The 20251-nt window shown below is 44.7% G+C and carries 17 protein-coding genes and 1 tRNA gene; 3 read left to right on the top strand and 15 right to left on the bottom strand.

Annotated elements, in window-relative coordinates; genetic code table 11:
• Positions 1–989 precede the first annotated feature (989 nt).
• The 8 genes from G5B06_RS17130 to fba all read right to left on the bottom strand — a co-directional run bounded on the left by G5B06_RS17130 (position 990) and on the right by fba (position 10683).
• On the bottom strand, positions 990–1265 hold the full coding sequence (locus G5B06_RS17130; protein WP_148447262.1) for a metal-sensing transcriptional repressor: 276 nt from the start codon (positions 1263–1265) through the stop codon (positions 990–992).
• 147 nt (positions 1266–1412) lie between these two features.
• Positions 1413–3116, bottom strand: a complete 1704-nt coding sequence (locus G5B06_RS17125) for an extracellular solute-binding protein (protein WP_173763231.1) — start codon at positions 3114–3116, stop codon at positions 1413–1415.
• Positions 3106–4809 (bottom strand): sensor histidine kinase, encoded by a 1704-nt coding sequence (locus G5B06_RS17120; protein ID WP_148447266.1) that lies wholly within the window; start codon positions 4807–4809, stop codon positions 3106–3108. The genes G5B06_RS17125 and G5B06_RS17120 overlap by 11 nt, the downstream gene beginning before the upstream one ends.
• Positions 4784–6322, bottom strand: coding sequence for a response regulator transcription factor (locus G5B06_RS17115; RefSeq protein ID WP_173772591.1), 1539 nt, complete (start codon positions 6320–6322; stop codon positions 4784–4786). Before G5B06_RS17115 ends, G5B06_RS17120 begins: the two co-directional genes overlap by 26 nt.
• A gap of 89 nt (positions 6323–6411) precedes the next feature.
• Positions 6412–7248 (bottom strand): carbohydrate ABC transporter permease, encoded by an 837-nt coding sequence (locus G5B06_RS17110; RefSeq protein ID WP_059085411.1) that lies wholly within the window; start codon positions 7246–7248, stop codon positions 6412–6414.
• Entirely contained in the window at positions 7248–8096 is an 849-nt protein-coding gene (locus tag G5B06_RS17105; RefSeq protein WP_110104281.1) for a carbohydrate ABC transporter permease, read from the bottom strand. Before G5B06_RS17105 ends, G5B06_RS17110 begins: the two co-directional genes overlap by 1 nt.
• A gap of 118 nt (positions 8097–8214) precedes the next feature.
• Positions 8215–9543, bottom strand: a complete 1329-nt coding sequence (locus G5B06_RS17100; protein ID WP_021650828.1) for an ABC transporter substrate-binding protein — start codon at positions 9541–9543, stop codon at positions 8215–8217.
• 276 nt (positions 9544–9819) lie between these two features.
• A complete protein-coding gene (fba, locus tag G5B06_RS17095) occupies positions 9820–10683 on the bottom strand; it encodes a class II fructose-1,6-bisphosphate aldolase (protein ID WP_173772589.1) in 864 nt (287 codons plus the stop codon).
• A 193-nt stretch (positions 10684–10876) separates the two neighbouring features.
• Here fba and G5B06_RS17090 point away from each other — a divergent pair.
• Positions 10877–10958 (top strand) — tRNA-Tyr (locus G5B06_RS17090).
• Between the two features lie 553 nt (positions 10959–11511).
• On the opposite strand, the gene G5B06_RS17085 is transcribed toward G5B06_RS17090, so the two are convergent.
• The 4 genes from G5B06_RS17085 to G5B06_RS17070 all read right to left on the bottom strand — a co-directional run bounded on the left by G5B06_RS17085 (position 11512) and on the right by G5B06_RS17070 (position 14983).
• Complete coding sequence (locus G5B06_RS17085) at positions 11512–12477, bottom strand: D-2-hydroxyacid dehydrogenase (protein ID WP_173762385.1); 966 nt, start codon at positions 12475–12477, stop codon at positions 11512–11514.
• A gap of 44 nt (positions 12478–12521) precedes the next feature.
• Entirely contained in the window at positions 12522–13472 is a 951-nt protein-coding gene (locus G5B06_RS17080; RefSeq protein WP_148447272.1) for a biotin-dependent carboxyltransferase family protein, read from the bottom strand.
• 16 nt (positions 13473–13488) lie between these two features.
• A complete protein-coding gene (gene pxpB, locus G5B06_RS17075; protein ID WP_021976157.1) occupies positions 13489–14217 on the bottom strand; it encodes a 5-oxoprolinase subunit PxpB in 729 nt (242 codons plus the stop codon).
• Positions 14218–14299: 82 nt separating this feature from the next.
• Positions 14300–14983 (bottom strand): RraA family protein, encoded by a 684-nt coding sequence (locus G5B06_RS17070; RefSeq protein ID WP_118062161.1) that lies wholly within the window; start codon positions 14981–14983, stop codon positions 14300–14302.
• Positions 14984–15148: 165 nt separating this feature from the next.
• Here G5B06_RS17070 and G5B06_RS17065 point away from each other — a divergent pair, with 165 nt between their 5' ends.
• The gene (locus tag G5B06_RS17065) at positions 15149–16072 is read left to right on the top strand and encodes a LysR family transcriptional regulator (RefSeq protein ID WP_148447276.1); all 924 of its coding nucleotides are present in this window, start codon (positions 15149–15151) and stop codon (positions 16070–16072) included.
• A gap of 127 nt (positions 16073–16199) precedes the next feature.
• On the opposite strand, the gene G5B06_RS17060 is transcribed toward G5B06_RS17065, so the two are convergent.
• The 3 genes from G5B06_RS17060 to G5B06_RS17050 form a co-directional block, all read right to left on the bottom strand.
• Entirely contained in the window at positions 16200–17381 is a 1182-nt protein-coding gene (locus G5B06_RS17060) for a pyridoxal phosphate-dependent aminotransferase (protein ID WP_021976402.1), read from the bottom strand.
• A 174-nt stretch (positions 17382–17555) separates the two neighbouring features.
• Complete coding sequence (locus tag G5B06_RS17055) at positions 17556–18890, bottom strand: dicarboxylate/amino acid:cation symporter (protein WP_173772587.1); 1335 nt, start codon at positions 18888–18890, stop codon at positions 17556–17558.
• A gap of 148 nt (positions 18891–19038) precedes the next feature.
• Positions 19039–19794 carry a LamB/YcsF family protein gene (locus G5B06_RS17050; RefSeq protein WP_021976404.1) on the bottom strand — a complete coding sequence of 252 codons (756 nt, stop codon included), beginning with the start codon at positions 19792–19794 and terminating at the stop codon, positions 19039–19041.
• A gap of 234 nt (positions 19795–20028) precedes the next feature.
• Here G5B06_RS17050 and G5B06_RS17045 point away from each other — a divergent pair.
• Positions 20029–20251, top strand: a 223-nt coding sequence (locus G5B06_RS17045) for a hypothetical protein (RefSeq protein ID WP_180214172.1), incomplete at its 3' end; no start/stop codon positions are given.

The following is a 20251-nucleotide window of genomic DNA, read 5'->3' as shown; positions in this document are numbered from 1 at the left end:
TAAGCACGCCGCCAGCGTTCATCCTGAGCCAGGATCAAACTCTCTGATAAAATGTTTGATTCATTTACTCAAGACAACCGTTTGGCTATCTCTCGTTTTTACTGATTTTGGTTCGTTAGAACCGTTCTTAAAAATGTAAAGAAATTTTCGAGAATCGTATGTGTTTCACTGTTTAGTTATCAAGGTTTGTTCTGTCTGTCTCTCAGACAGCCCGTTTATTTTATCTCATCTCTTTTTGTTTGTCAAGTACTTTTTTAAGTTTTTTTCAAACATTTTTGAGTTAAGATTTTGTTGTCGTTTTGTCGACGACTTGGATACTTTATCATATCTTCTGTCTTTTGTCAACTGTGAATTTCATTTTTCTGAAATTCTTTTTAATTGTTTGTTTTTCAAAAACAATTATTTGCGACAGCTCAGTTATAATAACACTGGGAGTTATGCTTGTCAACCATAAAATTCAAATTTTTTTGGATTTTTCGAAATTTCATCCCAAAGCCCCAATTCAATTCCCAGGACAGGACGCCCCGCGTCCGCTTCCGTCCCCTGCAAGGGTCTTATCTTTTTTCCTACCGGCTGGAAGTGTCAGCCAGAGGGAGAGGATATCGGTTCGGGCTGTTGCGGAGGAGGGGTGATACAACTTAGGTTGCGGGAGAGGGCGTTATTGCGGCAGGGTCAGCTGTCTGAGCCGCAGGCGAGTTCTGGCCCTGCCGCAATGCTTTTAGCCATCTCACGGAACCTTAGTTGTATCCCCCGACGGAGTCCTTGCCCGGGCCGATATCCTCTCCCTCTGGCGTACGGTGTTCTCTCCACCTTCCGGAACCAGCAATATCCCCCCGACGGAGTCCCTGCCCGACCTGATATCCTCTCCCTCTGGCGTCCGCTTTTCTCTCCCACCTTTCTCCCCACAAAAAAAGCAGGAAGCTCCGCACACTCCCTGCAAACTCTCACACAAACCAAAATCCTCACACCCAAGCCAAAAGAAGCCCCATCTACTTCATATTCGCAAACCTCTCCACAGCCTTAGTAAAATTCTCAATCGTCTTATCCGCATCCCCATGCTCAATACCATCTCTCACACAATGCTGGATATGCCCCTCAAGCACAACCTGCCCAACCTTATGCAAAGCCGACTTCGCCGCATTGATCTGAGCCAAAACATCCTCGCACGGAATATCCTCATCCACCATCCGATCGATCGCCTGCACCTGCCCAACGATCTTCTTAAGTCTCCTGTGAAGGTTCTCCGAGTCCATACACTGCTTCATACTATTACCTCCAATATCAAAAATCACAGTCAGCAGACATCCGCGCTCCAAAGCCACCAACTGTCCCTGTCACTTTTATATTAAAGAACCCACCCCACCTTGTCAAGTTTTTCACCACACCACACAAAAAGACACCCAAACACACCCTCACTCATCACAAACCGCAATCCCCTCCCGGACCCGCTCCGTAAGACTGTCTCCACCCTTACGATACCAAGCTTCCACAAAAGAATCAAAAGAACTCACAGGCATCCTCCCCATAATAATCTGGATAAATGCATTCTTCTCCAGCAAACGCAAAGTCTGAGGAATCTCCCCGTCACCATCCCCCAGATACTTTTTCTCCGGAGCACGGTAATTCGCATCCACCAAAAGCCCCACCGCTGAGATCCTGGACTTGTACGCCGCCCAGGCCTCCACCGAAGGCACATCCGCCTCGAGATATTCCTTACACGCATCAAAATAAGAAACCTCAATGGCACTGAGATCCTCCCTCGTCTTCGCATCACCAGAACTGTAGAGAACCTCACGGATATGCTTTGTCACTATATAGGTAGCCTCATTATAATCCACATTGATCATCAGCGGACGCGCTGTAGGATCCACATTCAGTGCAAAATAAGTGTTCATCTCATCCGCATCCTCTGCCTCATATCTGGAATGATCAAACAACACACTCAAAATCTTCATTGCAATCTCCGGATGCTCATACCCTTTACGCACAACTACATATTTATTATCCCGAAACGTAGAATATACCTCCACGGTCCGCTTTGCATCCGCAGTCAGATAATACGGCTCCCAGTCCGCCTCTTTATTCTTCCGGTACTCATCCATAAGGGGATTATTGGGCGTCCACCAGAGGCCGAAAAACGCTCCGCACTTTCCATTCACCACAAGATCCCGGATATTATTCTGTGCACGCAGAGCAAAATCCGGATCCAGAATCCCCTGCTTATAAAGCTCCCTTAAATACCCCAGAGCCTCCTTTGTCTCCTCCGTCAGTGAACCGTAGACAATTTCTCCATCTGCATTTTTGATCCACTGCTGGGGATACGCACCGAACATTTCAAACACAGAATCCACCGAATAGCTGGTACTGACCGTACCCACAAGCCCCGGATCACAGACAAGACCCACAGGATCTTCGCCCTCTTCTGCACCCATCCGGTTCTCCTGGAATGCACGGATCACAGAAAACGCCTCGTCCAGGGTCTTCGGCTCTTTCAGTCCCAATTGTTCCATCCAGTCACGTCTCAGCCACAAAAGCTGCGGTCCGTCATCAATCGCAGTCTCCGGAAGCGCAAACAGCTTCCCGTCAAATGTTCCAGATGCCAGAAGCTCTTTTCCATAACTTTCATACATCTCCTGTATCTTATCGGAAGCACAGCTTTTGTATACTTCCGTCAGATCTTCAATCAGATCATTTTCAACCAGTTCTTCCAGAGTCTCCCTGTCCGACACCAGAAAAATATCCGGAAGATTCCGGTCTTTGACCAGGATGTTCAAAGCTTCGTCATACCGTTCCTCACTCTCCATAAAAACATTCTTATTCTGAATATTCAGTGTCTTTTTCAGATACCGGGTATATGCATTGTCCTCATAAGTCTGCCCGTCCGGAAGATTAGAATTATTAGCCCCTTTCATCTGTCCCAGAGTATAGGTTACAAGCTCCGGATATCTCCCCAGAGGCGAGGTTTCTGCCTGTTCCCAGCTCTTACGGTTCTTTTCAGGCAGAACATCCACATCTGTTTTTTTCATTTCTGAAGTTTCAAAAGAACACCCCGTCAAAAGTGTCAGGCTCAGTAACATACTCAGAAACACCACTGTTTTTCCCAGACTAAGTCTCATCTTTTTTCACCTCTTTCGGGATCCTCATATCAACGCTTGTCCCCTTACCTACCTTGCTCAGGATCCGGATGGCATATTTTTCTCCATATAAGATACACATACGGTCATTGACATTTTTAAGGCCATAGCCTTTTGCCTGATATGTGAGCAGCTTTTCTGCCTGCTCCTGCTCCATGCCTATTCCGTTATCTTCAACCCGGATCACTACATCCCCATTCTCTTCAAAGAAATAAAGCTTCAGAAGCTTTTCCCCTTCCTCCTTCACATCCAGGCCATGCTCCAGAGCATTCTCAACGATAGGCTGCAGGGCAAGCTTCGGAACCAGCTCCTGCTGCACAGATGGATCGATCTTCCACTCCACCTTAAAATCATTGTCATGCATGATCAGCTGGATTTCCAGATAAGCTTCAATATTCCGGATACAGGTTTCCACAGTTACCATATCTGCTCCCTTACTGAGTGCTGTCCGGTAAAATGTAGACAATGCCAGAGTCACACGGCTGATCTCCTTCTGTCGGCTCTTAATCGCCATCCAGTTTATAATAGAAAGGGAATTATAAAGAAAATGTGGATTGATCTGGGCAGTCAGCGCTTTCAGTTCAAATTCCTTCAGGGCAATCTTGTTTTCATACACTTCTTCAATCAGTCGATTGATCTCATCCATCATATGGTGAAAGCTTCTCACCAGCTGTCCTACCTCATCTCCGGAATCACTGTAAACCGTAACTTCACGACTTCCTTGGTTCACCTGTTCCATATTTCTGGTAAGCTGCTCGATCTTTCTTGTAAACAGCTTGGAAAACGTCATTCCCAGCACAATGATGATCACAACACAGAAACCGATCAGTGGGATCTCACTGATCAACACTTTTGAAACCGAGCTCTCGATCACAGCCGGAGGTTTGTAAAAATAATAGGTCCACCTTGTTTCATGTCCGCTGCTGCTGACGTAGGTATATTCTTCCCTCAGACGATCCAGCTTTTTTGCAGTTTCCTTCTGTGCGGAAATATCACTGGCTGCCAGATTTTCTCCATGATAAACGATATTTTGCTGATCATCCACCACAAAGCCTCCGGAATTCCGTTCAATGATATTAGCCAGCGGCTGGAATACTTTTCCGTAATCCAACGAAATACAGAGCACAGCCTCCCTGATCTTACCATCATATATTTCCCGGACTGCCGCGATCTGACGATTATCCCGGTCCACGATCCACTGAACCGTCACATTGTTCTTTAATTTGTCACTCCACCATTCCTCATCCACCTCTGAAAGTGGAGCCAGGGTATATTCATGGCGCACAGGAATGCTTTCTGCAAAAAGCTGTATCCCAAGAATTGCTTCGTGGTAGGATTGCGGCACTGTCAGCAGCGGATCCACAACTTCCGTATACTGTTCATATGCAGTATAACGGTCCATATCTTTATTGAAGATCACCTCCTGGATTTCCGGAGAATAGGTGAGATAATTCAACAGACTGGCATAAATCTCGATCTGCCCGTCAATACTTTCCCTGGTCTGCTCCAGAATGGAGTACATATCCTCCATCTCATTTTTCCGGACAAGACTGCTCATACGGCTGTGACTATATAATGCCAGCACAGTCATCGGAACCAGTGATACTACCACAAGCAGGATCGTCAGCTTGTACCGGTATTTCATATCATTATACTTCTTCAGAAGCCTCTTCATCCTCATTGTTTCCTTTCCGATAGGATTCCGGACTGCTTCCGTAATATTCCCGGAAGCTCCGGCAGAAATACGAAGAATTGGCAAATCCTACCTGCTCGCTGACCATGGCTACCTTCATGTTGGTGATACGGAGAAGCTCCTTGGCCTTTTCCATTCGGAATACACGGATAAAACGGTTCAGGTTCATTCCAGTCTCCTTCTTGAAGATAAAGCTGAGATAGCCGGAAGAAAGATATACTTTTTCTGCCAGCGTTTCCAGGTTCAGATCTTCCGCATAGTGATTGTAAATATAATTTTTTACTGCTGCCACCTCATCTCGGGATTCGCTCATGGAGCGGTCCAGGAACTCTTCGTACTGGCGGATATTTTTTTCTGTAACCTCAATGATCTCCTGAATGGTAGAACAGCCATACAGATGATCCACCTCCAGATCCAGCCTGTGCTCTCCGGCAAAACGATTCTCCTGAAACAGCTCCCTTATCACATTGGAAAAAACAAATTTCACATACATGGCCGAAAACTGGGTATTGGACTGATATTTGGATGCCAGGCTGCGGAAATGGCTCCACAGCTGCTTCACATCCTTTCTGGAAATATCTTCTGAGATTTTTTCCATGAGCCTGGAATCCTGCTCCTCTTCTCCGGTATTTTTTTCCTCGTCCTCCTCGCTGGTATAGACATGAATATCCGGATGATAAAATTTTTCTTCCATCTGCTGCTCCAGCTGTTCCATGATTTCCGGCAGTTCCTGATATCCGTCAAAACGCCGGCTTACAGCCAGATGAAAGCGAACAGGATGAAGACGCTTCAGAAGATTATAGACATTTTTTGCCACAAGGACATAATCACAGTACACATCCTTAAAAAGAAGCAAAGACTGACGGCCATTAAGATTCAAATAGAAGAAAGAACGGCGAAGCTCTTCCCGGATCTCAAGGGGAACCTCATCACTGGCAGAATCAAAAAAAGCTTCATCCGATTCAATAAGAATTGCACAGTGCCACTGCTCCCAGACAGAAAAATCCACAATTCCTTCCGCTTCCTTCAGACGCTCCTGATCTCCGGAATAAATGTAGCCCAACAGAAAATACTGCTGAAGAAAGCTCTTTTCTTTTATGGACTGCTGCTCTTTATTTTTCCGGGATGCGATCTCCTTCTGGATCTTCTGTATGGTGTCATGAAAGCGGTCCGGATCCACCGGTTTCAGTACATAATCCGTCACACCATAGCGGATCGCCTCCTGAGCAAAAGCAAAATCTCCATAACCGCTGAAAATGATAATTTCCAGATCCGGATATTCCTCTCTTGCTTTTTTTGAAAGCTCCAGACCATCCATATGCGGCATTTTGATATCTGTCAGCATCAGATCCACCGGATGCTTTCTCAGCTCATTTAATGCCAGCTTGCCATTAGCCGCCTCATAAATCTCCCACTCTCCCTCCTCCATAGACAGAAGAAAGCGGATTCCGTCACGTTCCAGTTTTTCATCATCTACCACCAAAACTCTGTACATTCCTCACCTCGCCAAATATGGCCTGATCCACGTAAAAGCACGCAGAGCAGGCCGTTTTTCTTTCATTTTAACATTATTCAACTAATTTGTCAGCCCTTAACAGCTCCTGCAACCACACCTTCAATGATATATTTCTGGCATGCAAGATAGAAGGCAATGATCGGAATGATGGAAAGAACAAGAACGCCCATCATCGCTCCCATATCAATGGTTCCGTAACCGCCCTTCAGATACTGGATGGCAATGGAAATGGTTTTATATTTCTTGATATCAAGTACCAGATATGGAAGAAGATAATCATTCCAGATCCACATGGTTTCCAGGATCGCTACAGTTACACAGGTCGGTTTCATAACCGGAAGAACCACTTTAAAAAATGTCTGGATCGGGGTACAGCCATCGATCATGGCAGCTTCCTCGATCTCGATCGGAATGGATTTTACAAAACCGCTGAACATAAATACCGCAAGTCCTGCTCCATATCCAAGATAAATGATGATCAGTCCCCACGGAGTATTCAGTTTCAGGATGTTTGCGATCTTGGAAAGAGTAAACATTACCATCTGGAATGGTACGACCATGGAAAACAGGCACAGCATGTACATGGTTTTTGTCAGCGTGTTGGTAACACGGTTGATGTACCAGGCACACATGGAGGTACAGAGCAGAATTACCGCAACAGAAAATACTGTGATAAATAATGTCCATCCAAATGCCTGGAAAAATCCGGTTTTTGCTAGACCATTTACATAATTTTCCAGACCTACGAACATTTTATCCGTTGGGATCGCAAAGGGATAACGACTGATGTATGCTTTTTTCTTAAAAGAATTAATCAAAACCAGAAGGATCGGGAAAATATAAGCAACAGATACCACACTCAGGATCGCAGTCCACAGACCGCTGAATTTTACTTTTTTATTCATTACTGCTGTACCTCCTTACTTCTTGTGAGACGATTCTGGATCATGGCAATTGCTCCAACCAGGATAAAGAAGATCACGGCCTTCGCCTGTCCTACACCTTCCCATCCGGTACGTCCATAGAAGGTATTGTAAATATTCAGTGCAAGCATTTCTGACATATTGGAAGGCTCACCATTTGTAAGAGCAAGGTTCTGGTCAAAAAGCTTGAAGGAGTTGGTAAGTGTCAGGAAAGTACAGATGGTGATGGACGGCATGACCATAGGAATGATCACATGCTTCAGAAGCTGTCCTTTGTTCGCACCATCGATCTGTGCAGCCTCGATCAGTTCACCCGGGATATTCTGGATACCTGCAATGTAAATGATCATCATATATCCGATCTGCTGCCAGCACATCAGGATCACAAGACCCCAGAATCCGTAAACAGAAGAATATGTAAGTGTTTTATTGATCTGAAGAAGCAGACCGTTTAACAGAAGCTGCCATACATAACCAAGGATGATTCCACCGATCAGGTTTGGCATAAAAAATACAGTACGGAATATATTGGTTCCTTTGATCTTCTTGGTCAGAAGCAACGCAACTGCAAAACCGATCACATTGATCAGAACTACTGATACAACCGTAAATGCGGTGGTGTACCATAATGCATGTCCAAAGGTTCCATCCTCAGTAAAAATCTTCACATAGTTCTGTAATCCCACGAATTTTGCATCCGTTACTGTGGTAAATTTACAGAAGGAAAGATATACGCCCATGATAAAGGGAACGATAAATCCAATGGTAAATGCCAGCAGGGTAGGCAGGACAAAAACCGGAAAATACTTTTTCATCATCTTATTCTGCATGTTTTCTCTTCCTTTCTCCTGAGGATGCATCCTTCCCTACTTTACACATCCTCTCTTCATTAAAAGAGGCAGGCGGAAACCGCCCACCCCTTCGTGATCACGTTTCAGTTATACCTTATCAGCCTTCATTTGCTGCTTTGTACTCTTTTGCCCATCCGTCAACAAATGCAGTTTTCACAGCATCCCACTCGCCGGTACCCTGTGCATACTCAAGCATTGCACTGCCGACCTGGTTTTTCCACTCTTCAGAAGGCATGGTTGTAAAGTTCCATGAAACCGGAGTTTTACCAGCTTTTACATATTCGTCGGCTGCTTTTACAAGCGGATTTGCAGACTCATAATTCTCATCAAAGGTCTTGAATGGTGTTGTAAATCCCATTTCCTGGCTTATAGATTCTCTTCCTTCATCACTTGTGATAACCCAGCTGAGGAAATCAAGAGTTGCCTGGATATCCTTCTCATCTGCTTTTTTGTTTACGCACCAGTAGTTCTCACTGCCTGTGCAAAGTCCCTGGTCCTCTTCACCATCTACACCAATATAGATTGGAAGCATTCCCATATCCTCGTCTGCTACTTCGTTATCTTTGATGTTATCATAAGCCCAGGTTCCATTCTGATAGAACACAGCCTCTCCAAGACCAAATTCAGCATTTGCATCATCGATAGTCTTGCTGGAAAGAAGGCTTGGCTCACAGGTAGAATCTGTGATATAAAGGTCAAACAGGTTCTTGAAGTTGTCAAGATAGGTCCCTTTGATCGCATCTGTGGATGTGATTCCGTCTTCTTTGTACTCATAATAGATTGGAAGGTTTGCAAGGTGTGTCTTGAAGCGCCAGTCACTGGAAGAATCAAAGCCTGCGGAAGTAAATGCACCGTCAACTCCAAGGTCATCTTTCTTAGCCTGGATATCATCTGCAACCTTCTTTAATGTCTCAAAATTGTTGATCTCATCTGCAGACTTGATCACAGCGCCATCCATCTCACAGTATTTCTTAAGAAGCGCTTTGTTGTAAATAATTCCATATGTTTCAATTACATAGGCGATACCGTCAACTGCACCGCTGTCCTCCTTCAGTACGAAATCGTCACTCTCCACATTTTTGTAAACATCGCTGTCTTTCAGGTCATAGCAATAATCCTTCCAGGATGCAAGTCCAACCGGTCCGTTAACCTGGAACAGTGTCGGAACCTCATCCTTGGCCATCTCTGATTTCAGAGTAGACTCATAAGTTCCGGAAGCAGCTGTAACAACGGTAACCGGTACACCAGTCTCATCGGTGTATTTCTTTGCCAGGTCTGACCACTGATCTGCCTGCTCCGGTTTAAAGTTCAGATAGTAAACAGAACCTTCACTGTCATCCCCCTTTGCCATAGCCGGAACTGCCGGGATCATGGTAGCTGCCATTAATGCTGCAAGACCAAATGCTGTTGCTTTTTTCATTCTCATAATCGTACCTCTCCTTTACCTTAAATGATATTCAACTTGTTCTGAAGATATGCTTAAAACGTCCCTTTTGCATATCTCTGACCGATAAGCTTCAAATCAGCTTCTCGATTAACTTGATGTTATTGTAAATCGAAGAGGTCATTTTCACTATATAAAAAAACCAAGAAACATGTTGATTTTTTTATATAGTGAAAATATTGATATTTTATCATGAAAAAAGAAGCCGGAACAGGCTTGCTCCCATTCCGGCTTCTTTCATATATTATTTTCGATTCATCATGCTTTATTGACAGATCCGAAAAGCTCCATTTTCTCTTTAACAGTAGCTTTGATCGCTTCTGCTCCAGGTGCAAGAAGCTTACGTGGGTCATATCCTTTACCCTGCTGATCTTTACCCTCTTCAATGTATTTACGTGTAGCTTCAGCAAATGCAAGCTGGCACTCTGTATTTACATTGATCTTGGAAACGCCAAGGCTGATCGCTTTCTTGATCATGTCTGCCGGGATACCTGTACCACCGTGAAGAACAAGCGGCATATCTCCTGTCAGCTGCTGAATAGCATCCAGAGTCTCAAAGCTTAAGCCCTGCCAGTTAGCCGGATATTTTCCGTGAATGTTACCGATACCAGCTGCAAGGAAGTTGATTCCAAGATCTGCAACTCTCTTGCACTCCTCAGGATCAGCGCACTCGCCCATACCAACAACACCGTCTTCCTCGCCACCGATGGAACCAACCTCTGCCTCAAGAGACATGTTGTGCTCAGCAACGATCTTAACCAGCTCTTTAGTCTTAGCTACGTTCTCATCGATCGGATAATGAGATCCGTCGAACATAATGGAAGAGAAACCAGCCTCAACACATTTCAGGCATCCATCATAGCTGCCGTGGTCAAGATGAAGAGCAACCGGAACAGTGATGTTCAGCTCTTCCATCATACCGTTAACCATACCTACAACAGTCTTATAACCTGTCATGTATTTACCGGCACCCTCGGAAACACCAAGGATTACAGGAGAGTTAAGCTCCTGAGCTGTCTGAAGGATAGCCTTTGTCCACTCAAGGTTGTTGATGTTGAACTGACCAACTGCATAATGGCCTGCTTTTGCTTTTTTCAGCATTTCTGTTGCGTTTACTAACATGATAAAATCCTCCTAACCTGTATTAGGATACGGAAAAACCGTGTCCTTTATATCCAACCGTACTCATAATAGCAGATTTCCTTTGGTAAGTCCAGTGTTTTGCCAAAAATGCTGGTGTTGTGAGAATTTTATTTTTTTTGAGAAAAAGCTTGCAATTTTAAAAAATGTTATATATAATACACTTGTTGTTCACGGATGGATTCCCGAGTGGCCAAAGGGGGCAGACTGTAAATCTGTTGGCACCGCCTTCGAAGGTTCGAATCCTTCTCCATCCAGCGAATTTAGCTCTTACATCTTTGAGATGTAGGGGCTATTTTTTTGTGAAAAAGGAAACCGCAAAGGGGCACAAGGCCGCGCCCCTCTGCACACCCCTGGGCCTTTTTTAAGGAGTTCTTGGTTGTGGAGGACGGGAGGGTGTTGACTTTTGTCTGTATGCTTCGGTGTTGGACGTGGGACGCTGTGCCGAACTGGTTGCTGTATTCTTCGGTGTTGCATGTGAGGCGTTATGCCGATACAGCCACGTTTTCGCAATTCAGGACAGGACGCAAACGTCCGCTTCCGTCCTTTGCAGTTGGAGTTTCAGCCGGGGATGTGGCATCGGTTCGGGCTGTTGTGGAGGAGGTGTGATACTGCTTAGCCGGCTCACGGAGTCTTAGCAGTATCCGCCGACGGAGCCTTGCCCGAACCGATGCCACATCCCCGGCGTACACTTATTCCACTCCCCCAACGTACGTTCATTCCAAACACAGAAAAAGGCGGCCACCTCAAAACGAGACAGCCGCCTTTCCCTCACACATCATACATAGGAAATCGAAACATCGAAAAAAATTATTTATTAACTCTGTTAACCGTATTACCATCCAGAAAAGCCTTAATATTATCAACTGTAATATCCATAATTCTCTGTCTGGAAGCCTGAGCAGCCCAGGAAATATGAGGAGTAATAATGCAGTTCTTAGCCTTAAGAAGCGGGTTATCCCCCTTGATCGGCTCAGTAGAAACAACATCAAGACCAGCAGCATAAACCTTACCACTGTTCAGAGCATCCGCAAGATCCTGCTCAACAACCAGCTGACCACGGCTGTTGTTGATAAGGATAACACCATCCTTCATCTTCGCGATATTCTCTTTGTTGATCATACCCTCTGTCTCCGGGAAAAGCGGGCAGTGAAGGAAGATCACATCAGACTGTGCAAACAGCTCGTCAAGAGAAACATACTCAGCAAGTTTCGCACCAGCCTCACTCTGATAAGCATCATAAGCAAGAACCTTCATATCCAGAGCATTCAGAAGCTTGGCAGTAGCCTGTCCAATTCTACCAAGACCAATGATACCGGCAGTCTTTCCATAAAGCTCGATCATCGGATAATCCCAGTAGCACCAGTCATCATTATTCTCCCATTTGCCAGCCTTAACAGTCTCATCATGATGACCATAATGAGAACAGATCTCAAGAAGAAGACCAAGAGCATACTGACCAACGATCTGGGTACCATAAGTCGGAACATTCACAACCGGAATATCCTTCTCTTTTGCATAATTGTAATCAACAACATTGTAGCCGGTAGCCAGAACAGCGATCAGCTTCATGTTCGGGCACTTATCAATCGTCTCTTTGGAGATCGGAGTCTTGTTAATGATAACAATCTCAGCATCACCGATACGCTCAGCGATCAGCGGAGACTCCTCATAGGAAGTTCTGTCATAAACCGTAACATCTCCAAGCTCTTTTAATGCGTCCCAGCTTAAATCTCCAGGGTTCTCTGTGTAGCCATCCAATACAACAATCTTCATATTCGTACTCACCTTTCTTAAAAAAATTTTTGTGGTATGTATGATTAATTATTTCCGTTCAGTCGTTCATCCAGAGCATTCATTTCATTCAGCTCACGGATATACAGATCCTGGGCAAGATCCAGGCTCACCTCAATAAAACGGATCTTCTGTCCAGGCCGGGCCTGGGCAATCTTTGCAAAATCCACCGTGATCACAGTACCGATCTTCGGATAGCCGCCTGTACTCTGACGGTCAGCCAGCATGATGATCGGCTGTCCGTTTAACGGAACCTGGATCGATCCCATGGAAATACCATCTGTATTAATATTACCATCACCGGCATGCTCTACCGGTTCTCTCTCAATACGGCATCCCATACGGTCAAACTCATTGGTAATGGTACCGCTGTACCAGAAAAACTTGCGGACACCCTCTTCTGTAAACTCATTCTCCTGAGGTCCCAGAACCACGCGGAGAACCACTTCATCTGAAGGATAAACTTCCGCCGGCACATGACGAAGCTCCATATTCGGAAGTTCTGTCTTCGGTGCTGTAAACTCGATGGTATCACCTTTTTCCAGCTTTCTTCCCTCAACACCACCAATGTGGTTACGAAGCAGTGTAGACTTGCTTCCCATTACAAGGGGGATATCCAGGCCGCCTGCAAAAGCGATATATCCACGGCTTCCATTTCTGGCACCTGCAAACATCAGCTTCTGGCCTTTTTTTACAAGAACTGCCTTATACATCGGAAAAGGCTGTCCATCCAGCATCGGTGTCAGATCTCCACCTGTCACCGCTATGATATTATCACTGGTAAAAGTAAGGGTTGGTCCGATAAAAGTCATCTCCAGAGCACCCTCTGTTTTTTTATTGCCTACCAGCAGATTGGCAATGTGGAAAGCTCTCGGGTCCATGGCACCGGATGTTGAAACACCAAATGCCTGATTTCCGAATCTTCCCTCGTCCTGAACAGTGGTCAGGATTCCGCCGTTTTCAACTGTAATTCCCATATCATGACCTCCGTTCTCAATCCTGTGGCGTATAGGTTTTCACTTTATAGGTACCGTTTTCCACGTCTCTTCGGATCTGATCATACTCTGCTTTTGTGACAGGAACATGTTTTACCCAGTCACCGGCACGTACAAGGAACGGATCTTCCTTTGCAAAATTGCAGATATCAAGAGGTGTGCTTCCGATAATATTCCATCCACAAGGCTGCTCAAAAGGAATAAAATCAGACAGTGCCAGCTGAACTACGATGGATCTCGCCGGGATCTTCACTCGCGGAGAAGTTCTTCTCTTAAAGCTGAACGGCTCATCAAATCTGGCCATATACGGATGTCCCGGTGCAAAACCAAGCATATATACATAGTACTCATGCTGGGAATGCTTGCGGATGATCTCCTCCGTAGTGGTATTCTCAAGCTCTGCGCAATATTCCAGATCCGGTCCGGTCTCGCCGCCATAATAAACCGGGATCTCTTTTACTACCTTCTTCGTTGTTGTGGAAACTTCATGCATGTCCGCAATTCTCTTTTCCAGTTCTTCCACCAGTTTGGAATAACGGATCACCTCCGGGCGGTAATGTACGATCAGCGCACAGTAGGTAGGAACTGTTTCCACCATGCCTTCAATTGGAGATTCTTTTAATTTTTCATCCAGCGCACGTACCTTGGCATTTACCTCAAGACTGATCACGCTGCCGAATTCAACGGAAACTGCTCTGTCTCCTGCGATCAGGAACTTCACATCCATTCAGATATACCTCCGTTCTTTATTTGACAAAAAGGCCCGTCATACGTGGTGACAGACCTTCCTGCATGTATCTTTTATTCGGTTAGTCTACAAATTCAAATCCGACTTTTTTAAGAGCTTCATCAACCCATGGACGCGGCCACTCACCACGTGTCAGGATTCCCTCAAGCTGTTTTTCTTCGCCTGCATGATACTTTCTTGCGATCTCTGCAAGCTCTGCTGTATGCTCGTCTGGTTTGATTGCCAGAAGTCCGTCAGAGTCTCCGACGATGATATCACCAGGATTGATCACGATTCCTGCGAAAGATACCGGGAAATTCATCTCTCCCGGGCCGTTTTTGTATGGTCCGTTAGGTGTGATGCCTTTTGCATATACTGGGAAATCCATCTGGCTTAATGTGTAGCTGTCACGAACACATCCGTCGATGATGATTCCTGCGATTCCTCTGGATTTTGCGTAGTTGCTCATGATCTCACCGCAAAGTGCTCTGCTCATGCTTCCTTTGTTTGCAAGAACGATAACATCTCCTGGCTGAGCCATATCCAGAGCTTTGTGGAACAGAAGGTTATCTCCTGCCGGTGCGTTTACTGTAAATGCGGTTCCCAGAAGTCTTGCCTTCGGGTTCAGTGGATAAATGCTGGAGTCTACAGCAGCGATCCTTCCACAGTTATCATCAATATTTGCAACCGGAATTCCACGGAATGCTTCTACTAATTCTTTTGACGGTCTTTCAAAGTTTCGTCTGATTCTACATCCTAATGACATATGAAAACCTCTCTTCTTTTGATTTTCTTTTTAAGTTGTATTTATCATATCATACAAGCTTCCTATTGAATAACGAATAATTTCTCTGTATAATATAAATAATTTTTATATTACTGAAACTTACTCAATTCTTATAGACAATACCAAAGAAAAGGAGCTGTTCCTATGAATCTTGCTGAAATCGAAACCTTTCTCACCATCGTAAATACCAAGAGCATCACCCGTACAGCGGATCTTCTTTTTCTTTCCCAGCCTACGGTCAGCCACCGGCTCACTTCTCTGGAAAACGAGCTTGGTTTTCCCCTTGTGATCCGTCAAAAAGGTCACAAACAGGTGGAACTGACTGCCAAGGGAACGGATTTTATCATCCTTGCGGAACGCTGGATGTCCCTCTGGAAAGAAACCATGGAGCTGCAGCGCAACCAGGATTCCCTGCTTCTTACCATCGGATGTACCGACAGTCTGAATGTAGCGGTTTTTGCTCCGCTGTATGACCGGATCTTAAATGAGCAGACCAAGCTGGATCTGAACATCGAATCCCATCACTCCTCAGAGCTTTACGGGCTCCTCGGTGAACACAGCATTGATATCGGATTTGTTTACCACAAATTGCATTACAAGAACATCATAACAGAAAAAATCTTCGAAGAAAAGCTTTATCTGGTGCAGTCAGACCAGCCATCCATTCCGGCACCTTCCGTACATACCGATGAGCTCGATCCATCCCTGGAACTTTTCTTAAGCTGGGATGATAATTACCAGATCTGGCACGACCGATGGCTTTCTTCCGCATCCAGGCCTCACATTGCAGCTGATACCATCACACTTCTTGACCGCCTCTGGAAAAAGCCGGGAAACTGGATGGTTGCACCTCAGTCCGTGATCCTGGAGCTTTCCCACTACCGGCCGATTTTTATCAGCGAGCTGAAAAACACGCCGCCGAACCGTGTATGCTACAAAATCAAGCATAAATATCCGAAATCCACAAGCAAGCGTGCCGTGGAATTCTTTGAAAATGCTCTGGATGAATTTCTTTCAGAATCCACCCCGTCCTTCCCCATCGGTCAGGTATGGGAACGACAGAAATAAAAAAACGGCAAGCATAAGTCGGCTGGGAACCTTCTTAGCTTTACCGTTTCTTCTTATATATTATTTATACCAGGATTTTTCATCCACCGCTTTTCGCCACAAAAAGCGGTGGATATTTTTTATTTCATTATTTGTTTTTCAGTTCTTCCACTGCTTTTTTGATTCTTGCACATGCTTCCTGAAGATCCTCATAGCTGCATGCGTAGGAAATTCTTAAGTATCCCTCTCCCTCGGAACCGAATGCGGAACCAGGTACCAGAGCGATTTTTGCATTGTCAAGAAGGTACTCGGCAACTTCCATGGAAGTCATTCCAAGGCTCTTGATATTTACGAAGATGTAGAACGCACCATGTGGATTGTTGCAGCTGATTCCGTCGATCTCGTTCAGTGCTTTTACCACATAATCTTTTCTTCTCTGATACTCTTTTCTCATTGCCTCAACATCTTCTGCACAGTCGCTTAATGCGGTAAGTGCTGCTTCCTGTACGAAAGAAGATGCACAGGTAACGGTATACTGATGAACACGTACACAAGCCTGGATAATTCCAACCGGTGCACACATATATCCAAGTCTCCATCCTGTCATGGAGTAAGCTTTTGAGAAGCCTCCTAATGTGATGGTTCGCTCTTTCATTCCCGGAAGGGATGCGATGCTTACGTGCTCAGTTCCATCATATACAAGCTGGCTGTAGATCTCATCTGCAATCACAAGAAGATCATGTTTGATGGCGATCTCACTTAATTTCTCAAGTGTCTCTCTGGAGAATACACCACCGGTCGGGTTACTCGGGTTAACAACTACAATCATCTTTGTCTTATCTGTGATCTTTGACTCCATCTCCTCAAAGTCGATCTGATAATCGTTCTCCTCTTTCAGGCTGTATGTTACAGGTACTGCTCCAAGTGCTGACGGAACATGGATGTAGTTCAGCCATACCGGGTTCGGGACAAGGATCTCATCGCCAGGATCCAGGAAAGCGTCCATGGATGCGAAAGTTGCCTCACCAACACCTACTGTTACAAGAACTTCAGATGCTTCATAATCTGTACCATGGTTCTCGTTCTCCCATTTTGCAATGGCTTCTCTCAGTTTCGGGATACCGTAGTTGGATGTGTAAAATACATGTCCTGCTGCAAGGCTCTCGTTTGCTGCTTTTTTGATCTTCTCAGGTGTATCAAAATCCGGACGTCCGATTTCCAGGTGAATGATCTTCTCTCCTGCCTGCTGCATTTTGTTTGCTTTTTCCATTACTGCACGGATACCGGAAAACGGAAGGCATTCCATTCTTTTCGCTGTCTTGTACTCCATATTCATTTCCTCCTGAACCCTTTTATTTTTCTGCGGATATTCCGCTGTTTTTACTGCATTTAGTATTTAAGCGCATAGCTGATCTCTCAACTATACGCTTAAATGGTATCATCGTAGTAATATTAAGTCAATTTAATAATTTGTATGTATAATATTAAGACTTTTTATATTTACTTACGCGTTATATTTTGTTTCGTCAAGCTCATTTTCTTTCTTGTTAACGATAACATTGACTGTTGCATCACCGATTACGTTAAGTGGAAGAAGAGCCATCTCAACCGGACGGTTGATCGCTACAACCAGTGCATATGCGATCATGCAGAGATCAGATGTCCAGCCCATACCGGAAAGGATCGTTACGATCAGGGTTGTACCTGCGATCGGGATTGCCGGGCATCCCATTGCCGCACAGATGGAAAGGAATGCGACTGTGATCAGGTTTGCAGGTGTGATGTCGATTCCGGATGCTGTTGCGATAAATGTTACTGCAAACATATGCATAACTGTTGTTCCGTTCATGTTGATGGTCATACCTGTAGGAAGAACAAAGCTTGTGATCTCCTGAGAGCATCCAAGTTCATCAAGGCATGTTCTGGTGTTCAGCGGAAGGCATGCTGCAGAAGAGTTTGTAGAGAATCCGAATACACCAACTTTTGCGATCTTCTTAAGGAATTTCATCGGGCTTAAGCCTGTTGTAAGGCCAATACCGATCGGGTAAATCGTTACTACAAGTACAAACAGTGTCAGCATTGCGCCTACGATGTAAGCTGCTGCAGGTGCCAGATACTCTGCTCCGTAGATTGCGAATGTACGGGAGATCAGGCAGAAGATTGCAACAGGACCAACCTTATTGATCAGGAATGTAAGGTACAGGTTAATGATGTCACTTAAGTTCTCAAGTACGCTTTTCAGCGGTTTCATCTTGTCGCCAAGTGCGTTCATGCAAAGACCAAGAACGATAGCTACTACTACAACTGCAAGGATGCTGTTGTTGCTGCTGAATGCGGTTCCGATGTTGGACGGAACTGCTGTTACGATTGTTGCAAGCGGATTAAACTGATCCAGTGTTGCAGCTTCTGTAACTGCCTCTGCCGGAAGTTTTACGTTGAAAAATCCTGCTGTTTTCATTGCGAATGCAACAATACCTGCGATAAGTGCGCCTACTACATAGAAGCAGAAGAATCCAAGTAATGTACGTCCTGCAATTCTTCCAAGTTTAGAAGAGCTGGAGATACTGCACATTGCAAGGCTTAAGGATACAAGTACCAGCGGTACGATCGCCATCTGTAATCCTCTCATGAACAGCTGTCCGATAATATAGAAGAGACCGATGGAATGAAATCCCTGATCTGCTGTGATATCCTGGAACAGAAGTGCATTGATCACGTTCCATGTCCCCTCAGACATCTGCTGTTTCAGAACCATGAATCCAAGTCCTACGACCAGACCGCCGACCAGAGCGATCATCATGTTTCTTACTATGTTGTTCTGTTTTTTCTCTTTTGCCATAGTTTCCACCCTTTCCTTTCTTATCCTAAAAAAGTACACATTTTCATATAAAAAGAGCCGGACAAATCAACGCAGTAATCCCTTGTATTAAATCTCCTTTGATTTATCCGGCATTCTATCTCTCATGTGAATGTACTTTATTTAGTTTTTATAAGTGTTTGATCTCAATACCTTCTTCTGTGAATTTCTCACGGATCTTCTGTACAAAAGCAAGTGCTTTCGGTCCGTCTCCGTGTACACAGAGTGTGTCACCCTTGATGTCAAGCTCTTTTCCGTTGATGGATGTGACTTTACCTTCTTTGATCATCTTTACGCATCTTTCGATGGCAATGTTCTCATCTGTGATCATGGATCCCTCCATCTTTCTCGGTACAAGAGAAAGATCATCCATGTATGCACGGTCTGCAAAGATCTCGGATGCTGTACGGAGTCCCTTGCTCTCAGCGATATCACCAAGAACTGCTCCTGCACAGTAGTAAACGATCAGATCTTTATCATACTCACAGATTGCCTCGCAGATTGCAGTGGAAATGTCCTCATCATACTGGCAGGCATTTCCCATTGCTCCATGTGGAGCTACATGCTGAAGCTTCATTCCATAACTTTTTGTGAATGCAGCCAGTGCTCCGATCTGGTATCTGACGTAATTCTTAACTTCATCATGAGAGAGAACCATCTTTCTTCGTCCAAAGCCAAGAAGATCAGGGTATCCAGGATGGGCTCCAACCATAACGCCACGTTCCTTTGCCATGCGGACTACCTTATCCATTACCATTGGATCGCCAGCATGCCAGCCACATGCTACATTTGCTGTTGTGACATATTTGATGATCTCTTCGTCTCCGCCCAGCTTGTATGCGCCAAAGCTCTCACCCATGTCACTGTTTAAGTCAATACTGTACATGTTGCTACCTTCCTTTCTTTTCTTTACTTGTTGAAAGTATAACATGTTAAACAAGAATAATAAAATAGATTATTTTTTCAGAATATATTAATATTTTCTATATTTCTTTTGTAATAGATTTTACATTTCTTTTATTCTTTTTAGAAAAAGATATTGACATCCGATAAAACATATGCTTAAATAGTCATATGAACATTCAATCATATATTCATATAATTTTCAAGGAGATTTCATATGGAAGAGAGCTTAAAAAAGAATTCCATGGAGTCCACGGATTCCTGTGGCTGCGGTTGCGGCCACGACCATCATGAGGAACATGAGCATGAGGAACATGCACATGAAGAACACCATCACCACGATGATGAGCATTGTGGATGTGGCTGCGAGGATCATGATCACGAGCATGAACATCATCACCATCATCACGACGATGACCACTGCGGCTGTGGTTGCGAGG

It is taken from the genome of Blautia luti (assembly GCF_013304735.1).
Lineage (GTDB): Bacteria > Bacillota > Clostridia > Lachnospirales > Lachnospiraceae > Blautia_A.
This window is presented reverse-complemented; position numbering and strand designations above follow the sequence as displayed.

Excerpts from the sequence above, each read along its gene's own strand:
- G5B06_RS17130 (WP_148447262.1), bottom strand. The coding sequence starts at position 1,265 with ATGAAGCAGTGTATGGACTCGGAGAACCTTCACAGGAGACTTAAGAAG.
- G5B06_RS17125 (WP_173763231.1), bottom strand. The coding sequence starts at position 3,116 with ATGAGACTTAGTCTGGGAAAAACAGTGGTGTTTCTGAGTATGTTACTG.
- G5B06_RS17120 (WP_148447266.1), bottom strand. The coding sequence starts at position 4,809 with ATGAAGAGGCTTCTGAAGAAGTATAATGATATGAAATACCGGTACAAG.
- G5B06_RS17115 (WP_173772591.1), bottom strand. The coding sequence starts at position 6,322 with ATGTACAGAGTTTTGGTGGTAGATGATGAAAAACTGGAACGTGACGGA.
- G5B06_RS17110 (WP_059085411.1), bottom strand. The coding sequence starts at position 7,248 with ATGAATAAAAAAGTAAAATTCAGCGGTCTGTGGACTGCGATCCTGAGT.
- G5B06_RS17105 (WP_110104281.1), bottom strand. The coding sequence starts at position 8,096 with ATGCAGAATAAGATGATGAAAAAGTATTTTCCGGTTTTTGTCCTGCCT.
- G5B06_RS17100 (WP_021650828.1), bottom strand. The coding sequence starts at position 9,543 with ATGAGAATGAAAAAAGCAACAGCATTTGGTCTTGCAGCATTAATGGCA.
- fba (WP_173772589.1), bottom strand. The coding sequence starts at position 10,683 with ATGTTAGTAAACGCAACAGAAATGCTGAAAAAAGCAAAAGCAGGCCAT.
- G5B06_RS17085 (WP_173762385.1), bottom strand. The coding sequence starts at position 12,477 with ATGAAGATTGTTGTATTGGATGGCTACACAGAGAACCCTGGAGATTTA.
- G5B06_RS17080 (WP_148447272.1), bottom strand. The coding sequence starts at position 13,472 with ATGGGAATTACAGTTGAAAACGGCGGAATCCTGACCACTGTTCAGGAC.
- pxpB (WP_021976157.1), bottom strand. The coding sequence starts at position 14,217 with ATGGATGTGAAGTTCCTGATCGCAGGAGACAGAGCAGTTTCCGTTGAA.
- G5B06_RS17070 (WP_118062161.1), bottom strand. The coding sequence starts at position 14,983 with ATGTCATTAGGATGTAGAATCAGACGAAACTTTGAAAGACCGTCAAAA.
- G5B06_RS17065 (WP_148447276.1), top strand. The coding sequence starts at position 15,149 with ATGAATCTTGCTGAAATCGAAACCTTTCTCACCATCGTAAATACCAAG.
- G5B06_RS17060 (WP_021976402.1), bottom strand. The coding sequence starts at position 17,381 with ATGGAGTACAAGACAGCGAAAAGAATGGAATGCCTTCCGTTTTCCGGT.
- G5B06_RS17055 (WP_173772587.1), bottom strand. The coding sequence starts at position 18,890 with ATGGCAAAAGAGAAAAAACAGAACAACATAGTAAGAAACATGATGATC.
- G5B06_RS17050 (WP_021976404.1), bottom strand. The coding sequence starts at position 19,794 with ATGTACAGTATTGACTTAAACAGTGACATGGGTGAGAGCTTTGGCGCA.